This window comes from Pseudomonas sp. EU05-FHT14B02, from assembly GCF_058791055.1.
In genome coordinates, this window is the sequence record NZ_JBYTDD010000008.1 from 64,718 (window position 1) to 88,641 (window position 23,924).

A 23,924-nucleotide genomic window follows, 5' to 3' on the forward strand; every position below is an offset into this window, starting at 1 on the left:
GCGGCCCTTTTTTTATGCCTCGATTTCAGTAACACCACAAACCCCCTGTGGGAGCGGGCTTGCTCGCGAATGCAGAGTGTCAGGCGACAAGGATGTTGGATCTGATGGCCCCTTCGCGAGCAAGCCCGCTCCCACATTAGATTGAATTGTATATTCGATACTGGTCTTAACAAATAGCTTCTTATTCCTTAACGAATATAAATCCTCTCCCTATACTCGACCTGGAACAGACACGCAGGAGAGCTCCCCCATGCGCAACGAATCAATTCGCTACCTGATTGTGCCGGGCTGGCAAGGATCGCCAGAAGATCATTGGCAAAGCCACTGGCAGAACAGCCTGCCGAATAGCGCACGGGTGGAACAGGCCGACTGGTTGACGCCGCGCCGTGAAGACTGGGTCGCGGCGCTGGCCGAGGCGATTGCCGCCGACAGCACGCCGGTGATTCTCATTGCCCACAGCCTGGGTTGCATCACCGTTGCCCATTGGGCCGCGAGTGCCCCCGTGCAGTTTTTGCGTCAAGTGCGCGGCGCATTGCTCGTCGCACCGGCAGATGTCGAACGCCCGGCTTGCGCGCCGGCGTTGCGCAACTTCGCACCGATTCCGACGGATCTGCTGCCGTTCCCCAGCCAGGTTGTCAGCTCCGACAACGACAGCGCCGTCAGTGCACCGCGGGCCCTGGAGCTGGCGCGTAACTGGGGCGCCGAGGCGGGGATTCTCTCGGGGGCAGGGCACATCAACGTGAAGTCCGGTCACCAGCGTTGGGAGCAAGGTTTTGCCTACCTCTATCGACTGCAAAACCGCATGGAACACCACGCCCTGCGCCGCGCTTGAACACTTTCTTTATTTAACGCCCCCGTCTCCCGGCGGTTTTGGGTGGGAGTCTGCCATGAGCTTTGAAACCTTCGGCCAGCCGCTGCTGACCTTTCCCGATGCGGAAAAAAGTCCCCTGAGCATCCGCGCCAAGGCGCTGGTGTTTGTCGATCCGCGTTCACGACAATTACGTGAAGACCTTGAGCAACTGGCCACGCGTTCAGTGTCAGTGCTTATCCGTGGCGAAACCGGCACCGGCAAGGAGTTGCTGGCCCGCCATATCCACCGTGCCAGTGATCGCGGCGGGTTGTTCGTGTCGGTCAACTGCGGCGCCATCAGCCCGACCTACGCCGACGCCGAATTGTTCGGCTATGCGGCGGGCAGCTACAGCGGCTCGGCGAGCAGCCGCGCCGGGTGGTTCGGTTCGGCCAATGGCGGCACGCTGTACCTGGACGAAATCGGCGACCTGCCGCTGCCGATCCAGACCAAATTGCTCGCTGCCCTGGAGAACCACGAAGTCACCCGCGTCGGAGCCCATCAGCCGAGCCCGGTGGATGTGCGTCTGGTGGCGGCCACCAGCATCGATCTGGCCCAGGCGGTTGCCGCCGGAAAATTCCATGAACGCCTTTATCACTACCTCAGCGAAGGCCAACTCGAACTGCCGGCACTGCGCGAACGCACAGGTGACATCCTGCCGCTGGCCGAATACTTCCTCGGTATCTACAGCCAGCGTCTCGACTTGCCAGTGCCGTTGATCAGCGAAGCGGCGCAGCTTGTGCTGGAACGCCACAGTTGGCCGGGCAATACCCGGGAACTCGAAAACGTCATCCACTTTGCGCTGTTGGTGAGTACCGGCGACGAGATCTTGCCGGAGCATTTGAATTTGCCGGTTGTCCGTCCATCTGCGGTTCTTGTACGAGGATGGATAGATCAACTTATTCAACAAGGGGATGTCGCTGAAGTCCGGGCGCTGAAAGAATATTTCGCAAGCATCAATATATAAGCACGTTTGTTGGCGTTATAACGAAACCGGGCAATTGATGGTTGCCAGGTTTTTTATGGGCGCTGATTGTTGCTGTTATATTTTGTACTATTTGCAGTGTGATTGTAACAATTTTGTATTTTGTGAGCTAATAGGTTTTGACATATCTTCTAGTTTCTCCCTGGATACATTGATATCCGTCGTTGTTACATATCATATGAAAAAGGATTTTTCTGTGAAGTTTGTTGGAAATAATGCTGCGATAGCTCCAGGTGTCGACGATGAGTTGAAAGATATCAATCCCCTTGTCGACGGTTATATGCCTGCTGACCCGGAGATGGCGCCCCAGTCTTTTCAAGAGGCTGATTCTCCTGAGTGGATAGACCTCAAACGACTTCAGGTTTTCTCGACTTCGGGCGGAAACATAATTTACGCCAACGGATACCAGCAGTTGAGATTGATGGTAGTTGTACAAGCTGTCGACGAAGGGCAAAAGGTAGTTGGAATTTCCGAAAGCGAGCTCGACAGCATTCAATTGCTGGATGCCTATTCCGGAAAAGCCCTGCCGATAGACACCATTCGAGACGGCGAGGAACCGGTGTGGAAGTGCATGCTGGAGCGACGCTTGCCGTACGCGCCGTTTCCTCACACGGGTGAACTGCATGGCCCGGTTGTGCGGGGGAAAGGCATCTTTCTCAAGGAGTTCTACGTCAGCAGCAACTCACCCGACCCCGTCAAGCTGATTGCGGCCATTACCCGTTCGGACGGTGAGGTGTTCTATTCGGAAGAAACCTCGGAATTCGGTGAAATAAGCCTGAGGACCGTGCCACCGCCGATCTATCGAAAAGAACAGTTCAGGGTCAAACACCTGTCCGCCAACTGGAAGCCGACAGAGAACGTTGCCAAGGTTGATCGATATGTCCTGGACCTGTTAGTGGACCAGCAGCATATAAAATTCGTCGATTGCTCGATTGCGGGCGTATTGCATGCACGCAGTGAACATCCTGACTATCTCGGGTATTACGCCGTTGGCTATTTTAATGGGCTCAAGTCTAATGACGGCGCGGAGGCATTGTGGGAAACAGCCGATCAAATTGCGACCTACCATGATGAGCAAGGCAAAATAACTTTTTTGATGCACTTTGCCAGAAAGGGCGGAGAGTCCACAGTTCGATATGATCAATTGTCGGTGAAGATGTTTGTTCGGGATATGTATGGGAACGGGCATGAAGTCGACGTCGCAATGAACACCCAAAGCCCTTCGATGATCGAAGTTGTTTAATTTTACTGTATCTGCAGCGTCAAGGAATGATGATGAGTACAGCTATGCCAGAAGTGGAATCCAGTGCGTTCAATTTTTCTGAATTTATACAGTCTGGAGTGGACGTCCGTACCGGCTCTTATAGTACCAGCATTAATCTCGCGGGGTGGGTGGCCAACAATATCAACGGTCCGCTGATACCCTTCAGTATTTCATTCGATAGTTTCCGCACAACGGATTTCGGTTGGGGACGCGGTTGGTCATTGGGCTTGAGCTCCTACAATCGAAAGACCCGTAAGCTGACCCTTGCTAGCGGTGTTTCTTACCGTGTCTACATCAGCAAAGGGCAGCTCATCGTCCGGGATAAAAAGCTTCAAGACACTCGGGTCACGCTCGACGGCGACAACCTGGTTGTCAGCCATAAAAACGGTCTGATCGAGAGGTTGGTCAGGCCGGATGAAACTTATGATGAATGGTTGCCCGAACATGTCTTCTCCAACGAAGGGCGCTCGATCAATCTGAAATACATGTTGGTGCGGGGCCGTCGCGTCCTGCACGAAATTCACGATCAGCAACAACGCGTCGTGGCCCTGAGTCATGAAACGAAAGATCAACCCGCCAGCATTACCGTATGGCCTGATCATCCGCCAAGACGCTTGAATTTTGTTTTGCGGGTTCGTGATGGTTGGCTTCGGCAGATAACCCTTGATCACGGTTCTGCCGAGCACCTTGCATGGTCATTCAATTACCAGTTACTCGATGGTTTTCTGGTCATGACGGACGTCCGCGCGCCGGGCGGCAGTGTCGAGCGTATCGAGTACGCTCCTCAGAAGCATCGGTTGCCGCTCGGGGCGCCGATCAATGCCTTGCCGGCGGTGCGGCGCAGTGTTCTGGTGCCGGGTACAGGGTTGCCGACGATCACCCGTGTCTATGAATACTCCGACAAAAATTTCCTCGGCTATCAATCGGGACTTCGTTGGGTGCAGGACGGGGACCATCTGCATGGGCACAAAGGACCTTACACCTACTCCTGCACCGAACGCCTGGTTGCGGGGGAGGGTGTTAATGCGGTTGAACTGAGTCGCATCGAAAGAACCTACAACCGCTTTCACCTGATGATCTCGGAAAAATCCATTTCCAACGGCAAGGTTCAGCAAAAAACGGTTGTTTATCACGATGTTGACGGTCTGGACTTCTCCGGTCAGCCCGCCAATTTCCAACTGCAGAAAACAGCTGTCGTCAGTTATGTCGATATTTCTGCGAGCGCCACGCGCCGAGCCGAAACCACCCATACGACCTATGATGAATTCGGCAATCTGCTAACCCAGATCAATCCGAGCGGAGCCCGGGAAGACTACGTCTATTATCCGGCCGAAGGTGCCGAGGGTTGCCCCCCCAATTCACTGGGCTTCATCACGGCATTGAAGGAGCGATCGGTCACGCCTTCACCTGATTTTGCCCCGGCGCCGACAGTCATTGTCCGTTTTTCCTACATCGACTTGCCCTCCTTGCGCGAAGGCGGTCATCGGTTTTTGTTGCCTCAAAGCGAAAGGTTGTTTGAAGGCGGGAACAACAAGCCATGCGTGGATACTCGATTCGAGTACATCGATGATGCCAGCGATGCATTTTACGGACGCCTCAAGAGTCGCTCGCAAGCCGGGCACAATGGTCACCGCCGTCTCGAATTCAAATATTCAATTGATGGAGATTGGGTAAAAACCCTTCAACAATTGTTCGTGGGTAGTGAAAGGCATGATCGCAATGTCTGGCATGACCGATTTATCGGACAGGAAGTCAAGCTTCGGGATGGGGGCGGCAATGAGTTGTTGAAGAAGTACGACAATCTGAACCGTGTCGTTCGCGAGACAGCGGCATTCGATGGAACGGATATCGCGTCACGCATCACTGAATTCTACGGCGAAAGCCAGTCAGAGGACGGCGCAACCATCGGCATTACCAACATACGGGGAGTGCTGAGCAAGATTTGGCTCGATGGGGTCGGGCGCACGACCAAGGTCAAGGTTCAGGATTTCGATTCAGCCGACAGACCATTACGACTGACCTATGAGGCCCACTACGACAATTTTGGGCGACTGGTGAGCGAAGTCAGCCAGGACTGGTCCGAGGGCAAGGCCACCGAGTCAACCACTACCTACAGCCACGACGGCTGGGGGCGCGTATGCAGAACGGTAGGTCCTGACGGTGTCCCGGTAAACGATGTGTTTGACCCGGTTTCATTGACTCGAACTTGCTGGCTCGACGGTGCTGGAAAAACCCGTTCTGTATTGAACGTGTTCGGTAAGCCGGACCGGGAAGAGCGCATCGACTCCGAAGGTGTTGTCACTATCACCGCGACTTTTACCTACGACGGACTTGGGCGTTGCCTGACGCAAACCAACGAGGCGGGATTCGAAACGAGCTTCCGTTATGACCTTTACGGGCGTCTGATCGAGACGGTTCTGCCGGATGGCACTTCGATAAAAAAAAAGTATGACCCCCTGAGCACAGGGGATCATCCAATCGAAATCAGTGCCGATGACTACGTATTGGGCACCCGGACTTACGACGGTTTGTTGCGTGTCACCCGTACGACCGTCGGCGGTAGAACCGAAACCAGGACCTATGAGGGTGGTGGCGCTCAAGCTTTGCAGCAAGTGACGGCGGCGGGCGATGTTTTCAGGTTCGCCCTTGATCCCATGCTCAACGGCGCAGTGACCGCGCGGATGGGTGGCCGCGCGGAATCAGCCAGACATCGATTTGATCCATTGACCGGGCAACTCGTCGAAACCTCCAGCCCTGCCATTCAGCGCCGGTTTGAGTACTCCGGGTCGGGCAAAGAAAAGTCCCGGGAGTGGATCTCCAGCGAAGGCCGCTTCGGCACTGCCACTACCCGTTCATTGAATGGGTTGCCCATCAGCTTTATCGATGTCAACGATGTAGAAACTGCTTACATCCATGACGCTGCGGCGCGGCCTGTGGAAATACGGCAGGGACCGGTTCTGGCGAAGTACGCCTACGGTGCCCAAGGGCAGTTGCTGACATTGAGTGTCGAGGACACCGCCTCGAAACGTTCGCTGACGACCACCTTGGTTCACGATGAGTTCGGTCGTGAGATTCAGCGTATTTCGCAGTTCGGCGACGGATCTCGCCTGGAGGTCCTTCAAGCGTTTGGGGCCGATGACAAACTTCAGCAACGATCGCTGGTGTCCGGTGCGCAGTCACGTACAGAAACCTTCGCCTACGACAGCCGCGGGCGTTTGGCGCGCTATGACTGTGAAGGCACGCAGGCACCGATCGATGCCTGGGGAAAACGCATTGATTTTCAGGCGTTCACCTACGACTACCTCGACAACCTGTTGACGGTGCGTACGGGGTTCGATGGGGAGGAGAACCTGTGCAGGTTTTCCTACGATCGTCCTGACAAAACCCAGTTGAGTTCAATGACTCACAGTCACGCGCACTATCAGCCCGGGCAAGTGAGCTTCGAATACGATGCCAACGGTAATCTGCTTAACGATAACCAGGGGCGCACGTTCAGGTATGACACGCTGAGTCGGCTCGAAAGTGTCGCCAGCGCTGGCAGTCGCACGCACTATCAATTCGACGGCGAAGATCAATTGCATGCGGTGGCTGCCGAATCCGCAGAGTTGATCAGACTTTTCCATAGCGAACATGCGCTGTGCAGCGAAGTGGCGGGAAACCACCGACGCAGTCTGTTGTCAGGCGACGGCAAGTACTTGGCCGAGCAGCAAGGTGACGATGTTGTCTTGTTTGTCACGGATGGTCAGGGCACCGCCCTTGCTCGCCTTGGATCTCAAGACGAATCTGTTTTGTCCTGCCTTCCTTATGGTGATCGCCCCGCATCGAGCGGACTTGGCGCCCTGCTGGGGTTTCAGGGTGAGCGACTGGACCCTTCAACCGGCTGTTACCTGCTCGGCAGGGGGTATCGGGCGTACAACCCCCGATTGATGCGATTTCACAGCCCCGACAGTTGGAGCCCCTTTGAAGGTGGCGGCCTCAATGCCTATGCCTATTGTCTGGGGGATCCGGTCAATCTCAAGGATCCCACCGGGCATATCCCGACCCTGGGGTGGGTGAAAATCGGAGTGACTGCCGCCCTAGCCGCCGCCGCGATTGCCCTCACCGTCGTGACCATGGGCGCAACCGCACCACTCGTGCCGATCTCGGCCAACGCCTTTGCCTTTTTAACCCTGGAGGTCATTTCCGCGACGGTTTCAATTGCCTCCGCGGTTGTCGATGAGCTGGCCCCGGATACCCTTGGCGCCCAGATATTGACCTACTCGTCGCTGGCGTTGGGAGTTGTGTCGCTCGGGGCCACCGCGGTTGCAAAAATTGGTAGTAAAGGCATTGGCTTTGCGCTGACGAAAAGTGTGGGCTCCCTGGCAGACGTGGTGGCTGTACAGCGAGGGGCAGCGCGGGTGGCGGTGGGGCGGCGTCTACACGGCGCTGTTTCCACGGCAAGTGAGGCATTGAGAAACACGGTCAAATTACAGAGCCGGCTGAACAACGTGTTGACGGCAAAAACGGTCACCAGTGGGGTGGGTATCGCTGCCAAATCAGCATTCGTGGTCGTGAATTCGGAAAAGTACGCGGCAAAAGCCGACGCATTTCTTCAAGACTACTGGCCATCACTGACTGAGGATTTCAGTGCCCAGAAATTTCGAAGCCATGCGCTGGACGCTTTGGAGTCATTCACTCATGAGATTGGCGAGCAGATCATCAAGCTGCGCGGCATTTGAACAACGATGACCAGAGATTTGGATGCTTTCAAAATGGAATATCAATTTGAATAAAAGTTATTGTTCGGGAATAAAAAATCCCGGTATTGTCCGCTTCACGCCAGCGATAGCACTTCACTGGCACTCTCATGTTCAAGCCGTCGCTACAAGCGACTGTGATTCTCGATAAGGACACTGCATGAAAAAGGTTCTGTTGTTCACCGCGCTGGCGGCTGCCCTGACCGCTGGCCTGGCCCAGGCTGGTGAGAAACTGGTGGTTGCCGCGACCCCGGTCCCACACGCCGAGATTCTCGAGCTGATCAAGCCAACCCTCGCCAAAGAAGGCGTGGACCTGGAAATCAAAGTCTTCACCGACTATGTTCAGCCGAACGTGCAGGTCGATCAGAAGCGTCTGGACGCCAACTACTTCCAGACCCTGCCGTACCTGAAGAGCTTCAACGAAGGCAAAGGTACTCACCTGGAAACCGTGATCGGTGTTCACGTTGAACCCTTCGGCGGCTACTCGAAGAAAGTCAAAACCCTGGCTGAACTGAAAGACGGCGCGACCATCGCCATCCCGAACGAAGGCAGCAACAGCGGTCGTGCCCTGATCCTGCTGCAGAAGGCTGGCCTGATCGAGTTGAAAGACCCGAAAAACGCCCTGGCCACGCCGAAAGACATTGCCAAGAACCCGCACAACTTCAAGTTCAAGGAGCTTGAGTCCGCGATGTTGCCGCGCGTGCTGGATCAGGTCGATCTGGACATGATCAACACCAACTACGCGCTGGAAGCGGGTCTGAACCCGGCTAAAGACGCCCTGGTGATCGAGGGTGCCGATTCGCCTTATGTGAACTTCCTGGTGGCCCGTCCGGACAACAAGGACAGCGTTGCCATCCAGAAACTGGCCAAGGCCCTGACCAGCCCGGAAGTGAAAGCCTTCATCGAGAAGAAGTACAGCGGCGCGGTACTGCCTGCGTTCTGATTCGCGAAGCAAACCCCTTCAAGGTTTCAAACGCCGACGGCTGATTTAGCGTCGGCGTTTTTTTATTGGGCGATGGATTGCTCAGGCCGGCCCGGCCTTCAAGGCCCTGCGCAACGCCATCAAGAGTTTCAGAATGTCCTGCGGATCCAGCCGTTGCGGCGGTTGTACGTCTGCCATGTTCTCGTCCTTGTGAGATTTTGGCCGGGAGTCTGGCCAAAAGTGGTTCGTCCTTGGAGAGGCGTTTCGAAAAAAAGATCCTTCCTACGGCGTAATGGAAAGTAGCTGTCCTCTCTTGCCTGGGCAAACCCGGGCGACAGCTTTCTCCCGGCACTAACAGTTCTGCTAGGTGCCGGCGCATTCAAGCGGGTGCAAACTGCTTCCTTCGCCGGGAGTTGAACCTCATGAGCCCAATGACTCGCCTCCTCAATCGCTACCGCTATGATGCTCTGGATCGGCTGGTCGAACTGGAGCCGTTGGAGCTGGAAAAATTGACCCGGTTCTACCGCGGCGAACATCTGGTGACGCAACTGAAAGGACAGGATGCGTACAGCGTGCTTCAACACGACAGGCAACTGCTGGCAGTGCAATCGTTGGACGGTGGCGAGCGCAACAGCCTGTTACTGGTCACTGATCAGCAACGCTCGGTATTGCAGATGACCGGCCCCGACGGAGATGTGCGTCAGGTCTACGCGCCCTACGGTCATCGGCGGGTCGAGAGTGGTCCCGGTGGTTTGCTCGGATTCACCGGCGAAGTGGTCGATCCGGCCACCGGCCATTACCTGCTGGGTAACGGGCATCGGGCGTTCAACCCGGTGCTGATGCGCTTCAACAGACCGGACAGCTTGAGCCCGTTTGGGCGGGGCGGACTGAATGCGTATGCGTATTGTCTGGGGGACCCGGTGAATTTCAGTGATCCGACGGGGCAGTTTGCCAGGTTGATCACGAGCCTGTTCAGCGTGGCCAATGCTCGAATTACTATGTCGCCCGCCATTCCCTTCAAGTTGGCCAAGGATGCTTTGCAATGGGGTGCAGCAGGTCGGTTACCCTACAAATACACCCTCGGTGCAGCAGGTTCGACTGTGGCGGGAGTGGTGACGATGGCTTCAGCGCTGACGGGTGTTGCCAGTGCTGTTGCGGGTATTACCGGGGACTCTGAGTCAGCTAAAACTCTCGGGTTTATTGCATTAGGATTGGCGGGGCTTACGGTGGTTTCGAGAGCGACTGTTTACTGGGCTGCGCGTGATCCCAAGACTGTCCCTGCCTTGAAGAGATTTGTGGAACGTCGCAAGCGTCCGGTCGCTCTGTCTTTACCTGCTGCACAACCACCAAATTTCCCGACTCCTTCAGCCCCTCCTCTGAGTCCCGGTACACCTCAACCATCGGCTCCCTTACCGACTCCAGGACCAGTGGGCTTCGAGGGTTTTGAGTTTCCCGTCAATAAAAGTCGAACGGTCTTTTTTTTGAGTAAACAACTCGACAGACAGCCCGACATCTTCAGGAATGCCAAATATATCCGTCGTCACTCCCTATAGGGCGGAGCCGGAGTGGCGGTGATTCACCCCGGCCAATACCACGCCGGCTCATCCAGCATCCGCTGCCCGACAATCCCGGTCTGTCCGAGGTTCTTCTCCAGCACGATGCAATTGCACTCCGGGTCCTCCTGCAGCGCCGAAATCAAACGTCGGGCGTGGGACACCACCCACACCTGGCACTGCTCTGAAGCGCGGATGATCAAGCGCGCCAGCGCCGGCAGCAGATCCGGGTGCAGGCTGGTTTCCGGTTCGTTCAGCACCATCAGCGTCGGCGGGCGTGGCGTCAGCAGCGCCGCGACCAGCAGCAGGTAACGCAACGTTCCGTCCGACAACTCGGCGGCCGACAACGGTCGCAACAAACCTTCCTGAAAGAACTCGATGGCGAAGCGCCCGCCCGGCAGAGGTTCGATGTTCAGTCGTGCGCCGGGGAAGGCGTCGCTTATCGCCGCCCGCAAGGCCTCGGGGTCACCAATTTCGATGATCGTCTGCAAGGCCGCCGCCAGATCGCGTCCGTCGTGGTGCAGCACCGGCGTGCGGGTGCCCAGTTGCGGTTGCCGCGCGGGGGCGTCGGCATCGCTGCGAAAGTGATCGTAAAAGCGCCAGCGGCGGATGAACTCGCGCATCTCCAGCACCTCCGGCGAACTGCGCAGGCTGCCGACCTGATCGAACAGGCTGTCGAAAGTCGGCGTGTGCTGCGCCAATACATCCCACTTTCGATCGGCGCGGGCACGGATCATCGGGCCGTCACGATCAACCAGCAGGCTGGCCGGCCGATAGAACGCTCCGGCCCACAGGCATTCGCGTTTGATCTGTGGGTCGAGGCTGAAATAAGACGGTATTGGCGAGCTGTGCCCGGGGAGCATGAAATGGCCGTTGGAATCGGGCAGGCCGAGGCTGATCGAGTAGCCGAAATCCTCTCCCGCAAACCCCAGGCGCAGACGTTTGGCGCCCTGGCGCACGGTGGGCTCGATGGCGACTTCGCCAGTGCGCATGCGCCGGGAGATGGTTTCCGGGCCGGCCCAGAAGGTCGAATCCAGGCCACCTTCTCGGGCCAGGGCATTGACCACCCCGCCGTGGGCGGTTTCCGCCAGCAGGCGCAGCGCGCGATACAGGTTGGACTTGCCGCTGCCGTTGGGGCCGGTGATCAGATTCAGCCGTTCCAGCGGGATCACCAGTTTGTTGATCGAGCGGTAATTGGCCACCGCGAGGGTCTTGAGCATTTGGGTTCCTGAGGGGGATCGACCGGGGCTCATTGTCAGGCATGCACAGGTGTCTATGGCAAGTGTTTCAGGGCTAAAAGAGTGTGAGCTTTTTCTTCATAAGACGCTCGTGCAAGGTTCCAATCCTGTTCTAAGCTCTCTGTCGAGTTGTACATGAAAAGGCCAAGGAGTTTGCATGGTGGTTCCCGGATTTAAAGTAGTCATGGCCTTGAGTGTCGTCACCCTGCTGACGGCTTGCGACGAGAAAAAAACCGTGCAGGAATACCTGCCACGGGTGTTCGTGCAAGTCGTCAAGCCGGCCGATTACGCGGTCCCGGTTACCCTCACCGGTGATATCCAGGCTCGGGTTCAGACGGAGCTGTCTTTCCGCGTGGGTGGCAAGATCATCCAGCGCTCGGTCGACGTCGGTGATCGAGTGACCGCCAAGCAAGTGCTGGCCCGGCTCGACCCCAAGGATTTGCAGACCAATGTCGATTCCGCCCAGGCGCAAGTCGTCGCCGAACAGGCGCGGGTGACGCAAAGTGCTGCGGCGTTCATGCGTCAGCAAAAATTGCTGCCCAAGGGTTACACCAGCCAGAGCGAATACGACTCGGCCCAGGCAGCCCTGCACAGTAGCCAGAGTGCCCTGAGCGCTGCCAAGGCGCAGTTGGCCAATGCCAAGGATCAGTTGAGCTATACGGCGCTGATCGCCGATGCACCGGGGATCATTACCGAGCGCCAGGCGGAAGTCGGCCAGGTGGTGCAGGCGACGATGCCGATCTTCAGCCTGGCCCGTGACGGCGACCGGGATGCGGTGTTCAACGTCTATGAATCGCTGCTGGCCGAGAAGCCGAGAGATCACACCATTGTCCTCAGCCTGGTCGATAACCCTGCGATCAAAACCACTGGCACCGTACGCGAAATCACCCCGTCGGTGTCGGCTCAATCCGGAACCGTACAGGTCAAGGTCGGCCTCGACAAACTGCCCGACGGCATGCAGTTGGGCTCGGTGGTGAGTGCCACGGCCAGGGGATCGGGCAAGTCGGTCATCGAGTTGCCGTGGTCGGCACTGACCAAAAACATCAGTGCTCCCGCTGTCTGGATTGTCGACGACAAGGGCAAGGCCCAATTGCATTCAGTCACGGTCGGCCGCTACCTGACCGGCAAGGTCATCATCAGCGGCGGGTTGAAGGACGGGGACAAAGTCATCATCGCCGGCGGACAACTCTTGCACCCGGACATGGAAGTCGAAATTGCCGAAAACACTTACAAGGATCTGACGTGGGGAGCCAAGCCATGAAGCCTTTATGGGCGTTGTCCATCGGGCTGGTGCTGAGCGCCTGTTCCAAAAACGAACCGCCGCCGGCGCCGGTACGGCCGGTGTTGTCGATCAAGGTCCAGACCTTGAGCGAAGAGGACCTGGGCCGCTTCGCCGGCAGCATCCAGGCGCGTTATGAAAGCAATACCGGCTTCCGAGTGGGCGGGCGAATCGCCAGCCGTAACGTCGATGTCGGCGCCGCGGTGGAGAAGGGTACGCTGCTCGCCACCCTCGATCCTTCCGATCAGCAGAACCAATTGCGTTCGGCCCAGGGCGACCTGTCGAAAATCCAGGCGCAACTGATCAATGCCAAGGCCAGTGCCCTGCGTCAGCAAGCCTTGTTTGATCGTGGGGTCGGCGCGCAAGCGCAACTCGACGAGGCCAACACGGACCTCAAAACCACCCAGGCCTCCCTCGATCAGGCCCGGGCGGCCGTCAACCAGAGCAAGGACCAACTGGGATACACCGAGCTGCGCGCCGACCATAAAGCTGTGGTCACCCAGTGGAGCGCCGAGGCCGGGCAAGTGGTAACGGCCGGTCAGCAAGTGGTGACTCTGGCGCAACCGGACATCAAGGAAGCGGTGATCGACCTGCCCGATACCCTGGTCGATCAACTGCCCAGCGATGTGGTGTTTCTGGTCGCTGCGCAGCTGGATCCGAGCATCAACACCACCGCCATCATCCGTGAAATCGAACCTCAGGCTCAAAGCGCCACACGCACCCGTCGCGCCCGCCTGAGCCTGGCTGAAACACCCGATGGCTTTCGCCTCGGCACAGCCATCAGCGTCACCCTGAGCTCGGCGATCAAGCCGCGTATCGAGTTGCCTGTCACTGCGCTGCAGGAGGTCGATGGCAAGCCACGCATCTGGGTGATTGATGCACAAAGTAAAACCGTCTCCCCCCGTGACATCACCGTGATCAGCCGTACCGATAGCACCGTGGTGCTGGCTGGCGGCGTGAAGAACGGCGAGCGGGTGGTCAGTGCCGGTGTGAACAGCCTCAAGCCGGGGCAAGCAGTGAAAATCGACGAGGACAGTCAATGAAAGGGCCTTTCAACCTCTCGGAATGGGCCCTCAAGCATCAGTCGTTCATCTGGTATCTGATGTTCGTCGCGTTGTTGATGGGTGTGTTCTCGTATTTCAACCTGGGGCGCGAAGAAGACCCTTCGTTCACCATCAAGACCATGGTGATCCAGAGCAAATGGCCGGGGGCGACCCAGGAGGAAACCCTAAAGCAGATCACTGACCGGATCGAGAAAAAGCTCGAAGAGCTCGACTCCCTCGACTATGTGAAAAGCTACACGCGCCCCGGCGAATCGACGGTGTACGTGTACCTGCGCGACACCACCAGTGCCAAGGACATCCCGGAAATCTGGTACCAGGTGCGCAAGAAGATCAACGACATCAAATACCAGTTCCCGCAAGGCATACAGGGGCCGTCGTTCAACGACGAGTTCGGTGACGTCTTCGGGTCGATCTACGCCTTCACCGCTGACGGCCTGACCATGCGTCAGTTGCGCGACTACGTGGAACAGGCCCGCATGGAAATTCGCGGCGTGCCGGGGCTGGGCAAAATCGAAATGGTCGGCCAGCAGGACGAAGTGCTGTACCTGAACTTCTCCACGCGCAAACTCGCCGCGCTGGGCATTGATCAGCGTCAGGTGGTGCAAAGCCTGCAAACCCAGAACGCCGTGACCCCGGCAGGTGTCATCGAGGCCGGGCCGGAGCGGATTTCGGTGCGGACTTCGGGGCAGTTCGCTTCGGAGAAAGACCTGGCCGAGGTCAACCTCAAGCTCAACGACCGCTTCTATCGTCTGGCCGACATTGCCGAAATCAGCCGTGGCTATGTCGATCCGGCCTCGCCGGAATTCCGCTTCAACGGCAAACCGGCCATCGGCCTGGCGATCGCCATGCAGAAGGGGGGCAACGTCCAGGCATTCGGCAAGGCCCTGCACACCCGTATCGACGAGTTGACCGCCGACCTGCCGGTCGGTGTCGGCATTTACAACGTCTCCGACCAGGCCGTGGTGGTGGAGGAGGCCGTTGGTGGCTTTACCAGCGCGTTGTTCGAGGCGGTGGTGATCGTGCTGCTGGTCAGCTTCGTCAGCCTTGGCGTGCGTGCCGGGCTGGTGGTGGCGTGCTCGATCCCGTTGGTGCTGGCGATGGTGTTCGTATTCATGGAATACAGCGGCATCACCATGCAGCGGATTTCCCTCGGCGCACTGATCATCGCCCTCGGCCTGCTGGTGGACGATGCGATGATCACCGTGGAAATGATGGTTACGCGTCTGGAATTGGGCGAGACCAAGGAGCAAGCGGCGACCTTCGCCTACACCTCCACGGCGTTCCCGATGCTCACCGGTACGCTGGTGACGGTGGCGGGCTTCGTGCCGATCGGCTTGAACGCCAGCTCGGCCGGTGAATACACCTACACCCTGTTTGCTGTGATTGCCTGCGCGATGCTGGTTTCGTGGGTGGTGGCGGTATTGTTTGCGCCGGTGATCGGCGTGCACATCCTCAGTGCCAACGTGAAACCCCATGAAGGCGAACCCGGGCGTATCGGCAAGGCGTTCAACGGCGGGCTGCTGTGGTGCATGCGCAATCGCTGGTGGGCCATTGGCATCACCGTACTGTGCTTTGTACTGGCGGTGTTCAGCATGCGCTATGTGCAGAACCAGTTCTTCCCGTCTTCGGATCGGCCGGAAATCCTGGTGGACCTGAACCTGCCGCAAAACGCCTCGATCGACGAAACCCGCCGGGCCGTCGATCGCCTTGAAGCCACGCTCAAGGACGATCCGGACATCGTGCGCTGGAGCACTTACGTCGGTCAGGGCGCCATCCGCTTCTACCTGCCACTGGACCAACAACTGCAAAACCCGTTCTACGCGCAGTTGGTGATCGTTAGCAAAGGCCATACTCGCGAGGCCATGATGCAGAAGCTTCGCGAGCGCTTGCGCAATGACTTCGTCGGCATCGGCAGTTATGTCCAGGCTCTGGAAATGGGCCCGCCGGTAGGGCGTCCGATCCAGTACCGGATCAGCGGCAAGGACATCGACCAAGTGCGCCGACATGCCATCGACCTGGCCACTGAGCTGGACAAGAACCCGCATGTTGGCGAGATCATCTACGACTGGAACGAACCGGGCAAAGTGCTGCGGATCGACATCGCCCAGGACAAGGCGCGGCAGTTGGGGTTGTCTTCGGAGGATGTAGCCAACCTGATGAACGGCATCGTCAGCGGCCAGTCGGTGACCCAAGTCGATGACGACATCTATCTGATCAACGTGGTCGGTCGCGCGGTGGATTCCGAGCGCGGTACGCCGGAAACCCTGCAGAACCTGCAAATCGTCACGCCAAGCGGCACGTCGATACCGCTGCTGGCGTTCGCCACGGTGCGCTACGAACTGGAGCAGCCGCTGGTGTGGCGTCGCGATCGCCTGCCGACCATCACCATCAAGGCGGCGATACGCGACGAGATCCAGCCGACGGACCTGGTGAAAATCCTCAAGCCGTCCATCGACGATTTCGCTGCCAAATTGCCGGCGGGCTACAAGGTCGCCACCGGTGGTACGGTGGAGGAAAGCGGCAAGGCCCAGGGACCGATTGCCAAAGTTGTGCCGCTGATGCTGTTCTTGATGGCGACCTTCCTGATGATCCAGCTGCACAGCGTGCAGAAGCTGTTCCTGGTGGCCAGCGTCGCGCCGCTGGGGCTGATCGGCGTGGTGATCGCGCTGGTGCCTACCGGTACGCCGATGGGCTTCGTGGCGATCCTCGGGATTCTGGCGCTGATCGGTATCATCATTCGCAACTCGGTGATCCTGGTGACCCAGATCGAGGAATACGAACTGAAGGGCTATGCGCCGTGGGATGCAGTGGTGCAGGCCACCGAACATCGGCGCCGTCCGATCCTGCTGACCGCAGCGGCGGCGAGCATGGGGATGATCCCGATTGCCCGGGAAGTGTTCTGGGGGCCGATGGCCTACGCGATGATCGGCGGGATCGTCATCGCCACCTTGCTGACGCTGCTGTTTTTGCCGGCGCTGTATGTGGCCTGGTACAAGATTCGCGAGCCGAAGAAGGACACGGTTTAAAAAGCGAGCGCTTCGCGCTCATCGCGAGCAAGCTCGCTCCCACAGGTTGACTGCAATCCACTGTGGGAGCGAGCTTGCTCGCGATGGCGTCCGAATGGGCTACACAGCTTTACGCCAGACACTCGCCAACCAGGGCTGCTGCTCCCTCGGCAGCCCTGCCGGCCGGTAGTAATGCTCCAGCTCCACAAACCCCGCCTCGATCAACAAATGCTGCCAGGCCGCCAGGTCGTGATACGACCCATAACGCGGCCCGTTCCAGCCTTCCTGATTCTCGCCACGGGGATTGGAACTGAACAACACCCCACCCGGTTTCAGCGCTTCCCACAACTGCTTCAACACCCGTGGCAACTCCTGACGCGGAACATGAAACAGCACCGCGTTGGCAAAGATCCCGTCGAAGCGTTCGGCCGGCAGATCGAGCTTCAGGAAATCCTGCTGCCAGACCTCGCAACCACTGTCCTCACGGGCCATCTGCGCGAGTTTTTCCGAACCGTCGAGGCCGACAGCCCTGTGGCCCATGCGGGTGAAGGTTTGCAAATCCCGACCCGGCCCGCAGCCGAAATCGAGAATGTCGAAAGGCGCATCGCCCTGAATGTGCCGCAGCAGGGCATCGATGTTCTGGCTGACGTCGTGATCGCGGGTGCCTTCACGGAAGTCTTCGGCCACTGCGTTGTAATGGCCCAGGGTGGTGGCGGTGATCTGTTCGAGGTCGTCGGGCGTCTGTTTCATTGTCGGGCTGCGCGGGCAATAGAGATTTGGCCAATATACGCCATCAGGTTGGGGGCTGCTTCGCAGCCATTCGCGAGCAAGCCCGCTCCCACATTTAACCGAGTCGAACAAATGGTTTGTGTTCGCCAGAGATCAGATGTGGGAGCGGGCTTGCTCGCGAAAGCTGCATCACTGACAACGGATGACTAGAGCCTGACTCAACTTTTTTTCATCCCCAGACATTCAATGGAGTGATCCACCATCGCCTTGGCAATCTCCAGCAAATGCCAGATCGAGTACACCATCGCACGGTCGGCACCCTTGAGTTGATCGCCACACTGATACGCCGTGACCGAAGCACAGCGCAGCAGATCGGCCACATACAACTGGGTGTCTTCAAAACTCACGTCTTTGCTGACGTTGTAGAAGCGCATTTCATCGGGCGGTGCGGGTTGCTTGCCGGTGAGGTAGAAATCGATGGCCCGATAAAGCACGGAGCGATCCCTGAGCAATTCGTCGGTCACGGTTTCATTGGCGGGATTTTCTGGAGGCGGATCGGGAACGGATTTTTCCATTGGTAAAACTCCTAGAGCTAATTGGAGCCAACCGATGTCGCGACTAAACGAGCAGGGGTGGCGGCTGCACGCAGGTTAGTCGACCGGTCTCTAGGCAACCCGGCGCACCCGAGGGTGCCCTGCGCACAGCCACCATAACTTTCAGGTAATGAAAACACCTGGAATGAGGTGGCGCTGTGCGCCTAGAAAGATCCGGGCGACTAAACCCGATCACTGACGAGCAGTGACGGACCGAGATTAGCCACCGGTTTTGGCAGGCGCAAGCGAGCGAAATGATCTAGGAAATGTCCTGCAAAGGAAAGGGAATAGGCCTGCGGAACGGCTGATTTCCCTGTACGAAAACTTCCCTGTCAGGGGTGGTGATCACCTGTGGCGAGGGGGCTTGCCCCCGTTGGGATGCGAAGCGCCCCCATAACCATGCAATGAAGTATGTCAGAAACAACGAGTACGCCGGTTTTGCGACTGCTGCGCAGTCGAACGGGGGCAAGCCCCCTCGCCACAAAGGGTGTTCGCAATGTGGTTAGCGCTTGTTGAGGCCCCGCGCCAACCGATCCCCACCGAGCTGAATCACCGCCACCAACGCCACCAGCAGCACAATCACCGTCAGCATGATCTGGCTGTCAAACCGCTGATACCCATACCGATACGCAATGTCTCCCAAGCCACCCGCACCGATCGCCCCGGCCATGGCCGAGGAGTTGATCATGGTCACCAGGGTAATGGTGAACCCGCCGACAATCCCGGGCAGCGCCTCGGGCAACAGTACGTGCCAAACGATGTGCCAGCGCCGGCAACCCATGGCTTGCGCCGCTTCGACCAAACCGTGGTCGACCTCGCGCAAGCTGACCTCGGCAATGCGCGCAAAGAACGGCGTAGCCGCGATGGTCAACGGCACCACGGCGGCCCACACGCCGTAAGTGGTGCCGACGATGAGCCGGGTGAACGGAATCAACGCCACCATCAAAATCAGGAAAGGAACCGAGCGGAACAAGTTCACGAATGCGCCCAACGCGCGGTTCAGCGCCGGGGCTTCGTAGATGCCGCCCTTGGAACTGGTGACCAGGATCACTGCCAGCGGAATGCCCGCCAACAGCGCGATCAATGACGACACGCCGACCATCAGGAACGTGTCGATAAAACCCTGCAGCAAGCGATCAAACCACATAACCCAGCACCTCCACCTGTTGCGCCCATTGGCTGGCGCGCTGACGCAATTCTTCGGCACCAAGGGGTGAGCCCGTCACCGCCAGCAGCAGTTGCCCAAGCGCATGCCCCTGAATCCGTTCCACGCCGCCTTGCAGCAAGCGCACTCGGCCACCGAGCGCGCTGAACAATGCCGCCAGGTCCGGTTCGTCGCGTTGGCTGCCGGTGAACTGCAAGCGCAGGACCACGGCGGCATCGGGGGATGTCGCTTGCGCCAACAGACGGCTTTGCAGCTCTTGCGGCAATGCGTGTTGCAACGGCGCCAGCAGCGTCTTGCTGACCTCATGTTGCGGATTGCCGAAAACTTCCCACACCGGCCCTTGCTCGACGATGCGGCCGTGTTCGAGCACGACCACCCGATCACAGATCTCGCGGATCACCGCCATCTCGTGGGTGATCAAAACGATGGTCAGGCCCAGGCGCCGGTTGATCTCGCGCAATAGGCCGAGGATCGATTGCGTGGTCTCGGGGTCCAGTGCCGAGGTGGCTTCGTCGCACAACAGGATTTGCGGGGCATGCACCAGCGCCCGGGCAATGCCCACGCGCTGTTTCTGCCCGCCGGACAACTGCGCCGGGTAAGCCTTGTGTTTGGCCTGCAAGCCGACCAGTTCCAGCAGTTCACGGACTTTCTGCTCGCGTTGTTCCTTCGGCACGCCAGCAACTTTCAACGGCAGCTCGACGTTCTGCCAAACGGTCTTGGCCGACATCAGGTTGAAGTGCTGGAAGATCATGCCGATGCGCCGTCGCAGCGCCACCAGTCGGTCTTCGTCGAACTCGCCGATGTCCACTTGATCGATCAGCACCCGACCGCTGCTCGGCTGTTCCAGGCGATTGATGGTGCGGATCAGCGACGACTTGCCGGCGCCGCTGCGGCCGATGATGCCGAACACTTCGCCACGCTGGATCGCCAGGTCGATGCCGTGCAGGGCAGCCACCGGCCCTTGCTGGCCGTTGTAGGTTTTGCCCAGGCCGATGAAGCGGACGTGGGCATGGTTGAGTTCGGGATGCAGCTCAGTGCGCTCGGCACTTTGCGGCTCTGGAATCTCCAGTCGCCGTTGGATGGCGGCGGTCATGCTCAGCTTTCCCAGCCGGCTTGATACAGCTTGCCGTGAGCTTTATCCAAGGCGGCGCGCACAGCGGGTGAGTGCTGGTAGATGTCGACGAACTTGATCAGGCGCGGGTCGGTTTTGCTCTTCGGCTGGATCACGAACTGAATCACGTACTCCTTGTGATCGAGGCCGTCGAACAGCAGCGCGGAGCCCGCATCGAAGGTTTTCGACAAGCGAATGTAGGCCGGGTAGCCCTGCACCAGATCGGCATCGTCATAGGCACGCACCAGTTGCACGGCTTCGACCTGGAGGATCTTGATGTGCTTCGGGTTGGCGATGATGTCTTCTTCGGTGGCCTTGTAGCCGACGCCGGGCTTGAGGGTGATCAGCCCGGCCTTGGCCAGCAGCTGCAAGCCACGACCGCTGTTGATCGGGTCGTTGGCGATGGCCACGCTGGCGCCTTGCGGCAGCTCGTCGAAGCTTTTGTATTTCTTCGAATAGAGGCCGACGTTGTTGATGATCCCCGGCGCGAAAGGCACCAGGTCGAAACCCGAAGCGGCCTTGGCGTTTTCCAGGAACGGGATGTGCTGGAAGTAGTTCACGTCGATGTCGCCCGCGGCGAGGCTGACGTTCGGTGCGATCCAGTCGGTGAATTCCACCAGCTCGACTTTCAGGCCTTGTTTGGAGGCCTCTTCGACGGCCGCTTCCAGGGGAATGGCGAAGGCGGCGGTGGTGCCGATTTTCAGCGGGGCGTCGGCGGCGAAGGTCACCGAGCTGAACAGGCCGAGGGCCAGGGCCAGTGCTTTGACTGGGTGAGAGAGGTAGTGCTTTTTCATGATCAGGTTTTCCAGTCAGTGCATAGAATTTGTGGTGTCTGTTCGGGCCACATCGCGAGCAAGCTCGCGATGCTTTTAGCGGCGGTAAGCCGAGCCGGTATGTTGCTCAGGCAAAAACGCCTCTCGCTGAAACAGCTTTTGACGCAAGGTGCCACTGTCGTACGCCGTCTTGTACGACCCCCGCCGCTGCAACTCGGGAATCACCAGTTCAATGAAATCCTCATAGCTTTCTGGCGTGACGATGCGGGTCAGGTTGAAGCCATCCAGCCCGGTTTCGGCGATCCACGATTCCAGCTCATCGGCCACCTGTTCCGGGGAACCCACTACGGTGATATAGCGACCGCCGAGGGCGTGTTGTTCGAGCAATTTGCGCCGGGTCCAGTCGTTGTTTTGCAGGTGTTTGGTGGCGGACTGGATCGCGTTGCTCTTCACGTACTGGATCGGTTCGTCGATTTCATACTGAGAAAAATCAATCCCGGTGGACGCCGAAAAATGCGCCACGCCGGCCTCTGCACTGGCGTAGCTCAGGTATTCGGCGTGCTTGGCCCAGGCCAGCTCCTCGGTGGCGCCGACGATCACATTCAGGCCCATGAACACTTTGATGTCCTCGGGGTTGCGTCCGGCGCCGATGGCGCTGGCGCGCACCTTGTCCACCTGAGCCTTGGTCGATGCCTTGGTCTGGCCGCTGATGAACACGCACTCGGCATGGCGCCCGGCGAACAGCAAGCCGCGATCCGAGCTACCGGCCTGGAACAGCACCGGCGTGCGCTGCGGCGAGGGCTCACAGAGGTGATAGCCCTCGACCTGATAGAACTCGCCCTTGTGCTCGACCTTGTGCACTTTGTCCGGCTGCGCGTAGATCCGCTGCTGTGGATCGTTGAGCACTGCGCCGTTTTCCCAGCTGCCTTCCAGGAGTTTGTAGAGCACCTCCAGGTACTCATCGGCCTGGTCATAACGACGGTCATGCTCGACCTGTTCGCTCAGACCCATGGCCTTGGCGGCGCTGTCGAGATAGCCGGTGACGATGTTCCAGCCGACCCGCCCACGGCTCAGGTGATCCAGGGTCGACAGACGGCGGGCGAACAGATACGGCGCTTCGTAGGTGAGGTTGGCGGTCAGGCCGAAACCGAGGTTCTTCGTCACCGCCGCCATGGCCGAGACCAGTAGCAGTGGATCGTTGACCGGCAACTGGATTGACTCTTTCAACGGCACGTCCACCGAGTTCTGGTAGACGTCGTAGACTCCGACGATGTCGGCGATGAACAGGCCGTCGAACAGCCCGCGCTCCAGCAGTTGCGCCAGTTCGGTCCAGTATTCGAGGGTGTTGTAGCGGGTTGATGTGTCGCGCGGGTGCGTCCACAAACCGTGGTTGATGTGCCCGATGCAGTTCATGTTGAACGCGTTGAGCAGGATCTTCTTTTTAGTGCCAGCCATCAGATGGTCCCCCGCAGTGGCGGGTTTTCATCGTTGAGGTAGTAATTGCCGACAGCGTGGTACTTCCAGCGCACCGGGTCGTGCAGGGTGTGCACCCGGGCGTTGCGCCAGTGGCGATCCAGGCTGTGCTCAATCAGGGTCGCCTGGCTGCCGGCCAGTTCGAACAGCGTGCTGCCGGCGGCCAGGGAGATTTCGGTGCTGAGGGCGCGTGCTTCGGCGACGGCAATCGAGGCGGCCGCGACGGTCTCGGCCTGAGTGTCGGCCTGGGCCTTGTCGAGGAATTCACCGGCACGTTCCAGCAGCGCCTCGGCGGCGTGCAGGCGGATGCTCAGGTGGCCGAAGCTCTTGAGGGTCAGCGGATCGTCCGTGGCTTTTTCGTGGGTGGCGTCGATCCAGGGCCGGGTTTTCGTGCGCACGAAATGCAGCGCATCTTCATACGCGGCGCGGGCGATGCCGGTGTCGATGGCGGCATGGAGAATCTGCGCCAGCGGGCCGACCGGAGTCGGGCGCTCGAAAGCGCTTTGAAAGGGGATCACATCTTCGGCTGCGACGTAGACATCTTCGAACACCACCGAACCGCTGCCGGTGGTGCGCTGGCCGAAGCCGCTCCAGTCGTCGATCACGCTCAGGCCCTTGCTGTTGCGCGGGACGAACGCCAGTTGCTGCACGCCGTTTTCATCCACCACCGAGGTGGGAATGCGCTGGGCGTAGATCGCGCCCGTGGCGTAGAACTTGCGACCATTGATGCGATAGCCGCTGCCGTCGCGGGTCAGGCTTGTGACGCGATCATGTGCGGTTTTGGTGCCGAGTTCGGCCAATGCATTGCCGAAGCGTTGACCGGCCAAAACCTCGGCGTACAGGCGTTGCTTCTGCTCGTGGCTGCCGTTCACCCGCAGTACTTCGAGGGCATAGAAGTGATTCTGCGGGATCTGCCCCAGGGAGCCGTCGGCCCGGGCGATCAAGGCGATGACCTTGGCCAGGGTGACATTGGAAACACCGGCGCCGCCGTATTCCTTTGGCACGCTGATGCCCCACAGGCCCGATCGGGAAAACACTTCCAGTTCCGGGTGTGGCAAGCGGCGCTCGCGGTCGCGTGTGGCGCTGTCGCGTTTGAAGTCTTCGGCAAGGTCGCTGGCAACGATCAGAGCTTGTTCATCGCTGGCGATGACCGCGACGTGGTGAGAACTTGTCATGTGTTTCTCCAG

General features: G+C 58.8%; 17 protein-coding genes. 9 read left to right on the forward strand and 8 right to left on the reverse strand.

Annotation, left to right across the window (positions count from 1 at the left end; all coding sequences use genetic code 11):
* Window positions 1-250 precede the first annotated feature (250 nt).
* The 6 genes from AC3WTM_RS10090 (at window position 251) to AC3WTM_RS10115 (ending at window position 10,307) form a co-directional block, all read left to right on the forward strand.
* Window positions 251-832 carry an alpha/beta hydrolase gene (locus AC3WTM_RS10090; RefSeq protein WP_090452457.1) on the forward strand — a complete coding sequence of 194 codons (582 nt, stop codon included), beginning with the start codon at window positions 251-253 and terminating at the stop codon, window positions 830-832.
* Between the two features lie 55 nt (window positions 833-887).
* Window positions 888-1,814: a sigma 54-interacting transcriptional regulator gene (locus tag AC3WTM_RS10095; protein WP_102670657.1), complete on the forward strand. Its 927-nt coding sequence runs from the start codon at window positions 888-890 to the stop codon at window positions 1,812-1,814.
* A 214-nt stretch (window positions 1,815-2,028) separates the two neighbouring features.
* Window positions 2,029-3,075 (forward strand): hypothetical protein, encoded by a 1,047-nt coding sequence (locus AC3WTM_RS10100; protein ID WP_146023711.1) that lies wholly within the window; start codon window positions 2,029-2,031, stop codon window positions 3,073-3,075.
* Window positions 3,076-3,119: 44 nt separating this feature from the next.
* Entirely contained in the window at window positions 3,120-7,814 is a 4,695-nt protein-coding gene (locus tag AC3WTM_RS10105) for an RHS repeat domain-containing protein (RefSeq protein ID WP_158247447.1), read from the forward strand.
* A 178-nt stretch (window positions 7,815-7,992) separates the two neighbouring features.
* On the forward strand, window positions 7,993-8,775 hold the full coding sequence (locus AC3WTM_RS10110) for a MetQ/NlpA family ABC transporter substrate-binding protein (RefSeq protein ID WP_007972924.1): 783 nt from the start codon (window positions 7,993-7,995) through the stop codon (window positions 8,773-8,775).
* A gap of 401 nt (window positions 8,776-9,176) precedes the next feature.
* Complete coding sequence (locus AC3WTM_RS10115; protein WP_102670660.1) at window positions 9,177-10,307, forward strand: RHS repeat-associated core domain-containing protein; 1,131 nt, start codon at window positions 9,177-9,179, stop codon at window positions 10,305-10,307.
* Window positions 10,308-10,330: 23 nt separating this feature from the next.
* Here the strand turns inward: AC3WTM_RS10115 and AC3WTM_RS10120 are convergent, their stop codons facing one another.
* Window positions 10,331-11,527 carry an AAA family ATPase gene (locus AC3WTM_RS10120; RefSeq protein ID WP_102670661.1) on the reverse strand — a complete coding sequence of 399 codons (1,197 nt, stop codon included), beginning with the start codon at window positions 11,525-11,527 and terminating at the stop codon, window positions 10,331-10,333.
* 175 nt (window positions 11,528-11,702) lie between these two features.
* On the opposite strand from AC3WTM_RS10120, the gene AC3WTM_RS10125 reads away from it, so the two are divergent.
* Genes AC3WTM_RS10125 through AC3WTM_RS10135 form a run of 3 tightly spaced genes read left to right on the forward strand, consistent with a single transcriptional unit; the run spans window position 11,703 to window position 16,914 of the window.
* A complete protein-coding gene (locus AC3WTM_RS10125) occupies window positions 11,703-12,806 on the forward strand; it encodes an efflux RND transporter periplasmic adaptor subunit (protein WP_102670662.1) in 1,104 nt (367 codons plus the stop codon).
* A complete protein-coding gene (locus AC3WTM_RS10130; protein WP_102670663.1) occupies window positions 12,803-13,867 on the forward strand; it encodes an efflux RND transporter periplasmic adaptor subunit in 1,065 nt (354 codons plus the stop codon). The genes AC3WTM_RS10125 and AC3WTM_RS10130 overlap by 4 nt, the downstream gene beginning before the upstream one ends.
* Window positions 13,864-16,914 (forward strand): efflux RND transporter permease subunit, encoded by a 3,051-nt coding sequence (locus AC3WTM_RS10135; RefSeq protein ID WP_102670664.1) that lies wholly within the window; start codon window positions 13,864-13,866, stop codon window positions 16,912-16,914. Before AC3WTM_RS10130 ends, AC3WTM_RS10135 begins: the two co-directional genes overlap by 4 nt.
* Before the next feature lie 99 nt (window positions 16,915-17,013).
* On the opposite strand, the gene AC3WTM_RS10140 is transcribed toward AC3WTM_RS10135, so the two are convergent.
* The 7 genes from AC3WTM_RS10140 to AC3WTM_RS10170 all read right to left on the reverse strand — a co-directional run bounded on the left by AC3WTM_RS10140 (window position 17,014) and on the right by AC3WTM_RS10170 (window position 23,912).
* On the reverse strand, window positions 17,014-17,643 hold the full coding sequence (locus AC3WTM_RS10140) for a class I SAM-dependent methyltransferase (protein ID WP_102670665.1): 630 nt from the start codon (window positions 17,641-17,643) through the stop codon (window positions 17,014-17,016).
* A gap of 197 nt (window positions 17,644-17,840) precedes the next feature.
* On the reverse strand, window positions 17,841-18,197 hold the full coding sequence (locus AC3WTM_RS10145) for a DUF6124 family protein (protein ID WP_102670666.1): 357 nt from the start codon (window positions 18,195-18,197) through the stop codon (window positions 17,841-17,843).
* Between the two features lie 520 nt (window positions 18,198-18,717).
* The gene (locus AC3WTM_RS10150) at window positions 18,718-19,362 is read right to left on the reverse strand and encodes a methionine ABC transporter permease (RefSeq protein WP_057712488.1); all 645 of its coding nucleotides are present in this window, start codon (window positions 19,360-19,362) and stop codon (window positions 18,718-18,720) included.
* Window positions 19,352-20,473, reverse strand: a complete 1,122-nt coding sequence (locus AC3WTM_RS10155) for a methionine ABC transporter ATP-binding protein (protein ID WP_102670667.1) — start codon at window positions 20,471-20,473, stop codon at window positions 19,352-19,354. The genes AC3WTM_RS10150 and AC3WTM_RS10155 overlap by 11 nt, the downstream gene beginning before the upstream one ends.
* 2 nt (window positions 20,474-20,475) lie before the next feature.
* Window positions 20,476-21,285: a MetQ/NlpA family ABC transporter substrate-binding protein gene (locus tag AC3WTM_RS10160; RefSeq protein ID WP_102670668.1), complete on the reverse strand. Its 810-nt coding sequence runs from the start codon at window positions 21,283-21,285 to the stop codon at window positions 20,476-20,478.
* 75 nt (window positions 21,286-21,360) lie between these two features.
* A complete protein-coding gene (locus tag AC3WTM_RS10165) occupies window positions 21,361-22,719 on the reverse strand; it encodes an LLM class flavin-dependent oxidoreductase (protein WP_102670669.1) in 1,359 nt (452 codons plus the stop codon).
* A complete protein-coding gene (locus AC3WTM_RS10170; protein WP_102670670.1) occupies window positions 22,719-23,912 on the reverse strand; it encodes an SfnB family sulfur acquisition oxidoreductase in 1,194 nt (397 codons plus the stop codon). The genes AC3WTM_RS10165 and AC3WTM_RS10170 overlap by 1 nt, the downstream gene beginning before the upstream one ends.
* Window positions 23,913-23,924 lie beyond the last annotated feature (12 nt).

Bases quoted from the DNA above. Each gene is read 5' to 3' on its own strand.
- AC3WTM_RS10090 (WP_090452457.1), top strand. From the start codon at position 251: ATGCGCAACGAATCAATTCGCTACCTGATTGTGCCGGGCTGGCAAGGA.
- AC3WTM_RS10095 (WP_102670657.1), top strand. From the start codon at position 888: ATGAGCTTTGAAACCTTCGGCCAGCCGCTGCTGACCTTTCCCGATGCG.
- AC3WTM_RS10105 (WP_158247447.1), top strand. From the start codon at position 3,120: ATGCCAGAAGTGGAATCCAGTGCGTTCAATTTTTCTGAATTTATACAG.
- AC3WTM_RS10110 (WP_007972924.1), top strand. From the start codon at position 7,993: ATGAAAAAGGTTCTGTTGTTCACCGCGCTGGCGGCTGCCCTGACCGCT.
- AC3WTM_RS10115 (WP_102670660.1), top strand. From the start codon at position 9,177: ATGAGCCCAATGACTCGCCTCCTCAATCGCTACCGCTATGATGCTCTG.
- AC3WTM_RS10120 (WP_102670661.1), bottom strand. From the start codon at position 11,527: ATGCTCAAGACCCTCGCGGTGGCCAATTACCGCTCGATCAACAAACTG.
- AC3WTM_RS10125 (WP_102670662.1), top strand. From the start codon at position 11,703: ATGGTGGTTCCCGGATTTAAAGTAGTCATGGCCTTGAGTGTCGTCACC.
- AC3WTM_RS10130 (WP_102670663.1), top strand. From the start codon at position 12,803: ATGAAGCCTTTATGGGCGTTGTCCATCGGGCTGGTGCTGAGCGCCTGT.
- AC3WTM_RS10135 (WP_102670664.1), top strand. From the start codon at position 13,864: ATGAAAGGGCCTTTCAACCTCTCGGAATGGGCCCTCAAGCATCAGTCG.
- AC3WTM_RS10140 (WP_102670665.1), bottom strand. From the start codon at position 17,643: ATGAAACAGACGCCCGACGACCTCGAACAGATCACCGCCACCACCCTG.
- AC3WTM_RS10145 (WP_102670666.1), bottom strand. From the start codon at position 18,197: ATGGAAAAATCCGTTCCCGATCCGCCTCCAGAAAATCCCGCCAATGAA.
- AC3WTM_RS10150 (WP_057712488.1), bottom strand. From the start codon at position 19,362: ATGTGGTTTGATCGCTTGCTGCAGGGTTTTATCGACACGTTCCTGATG.
- AC3WTM_RS10155 (WP_102670667.1), bottom strand. From the start codon at position 20,473: ATGACCGCCGCCATCCAACGGCGACTGGAGATTCCAGAGCCGCAAAGT.
- AC3WTM_RS10160 (WP_102670668.1), bottom strand. From the start codon at position 21,285: ATGAAAAAGCACTACCTCTCTCACCCAGTCAAAGCACTGGCCCTGGCC.
- AC3WTM_RS10165 (WP_102670669.1), bottom strand. From the start codon at position 22,719: ATGGCTGGCACTAAAAAGAAGATCCTGCTCAACGCGTTCAACATGAAC.
- AC3WTM_RS10170 (WP_102670670.1), bottom strand. From the start codon at position 23,912: ATGACAAGTTCTCACCACGTCGCGGTCATCGCCAGCGATGAACAAGCT.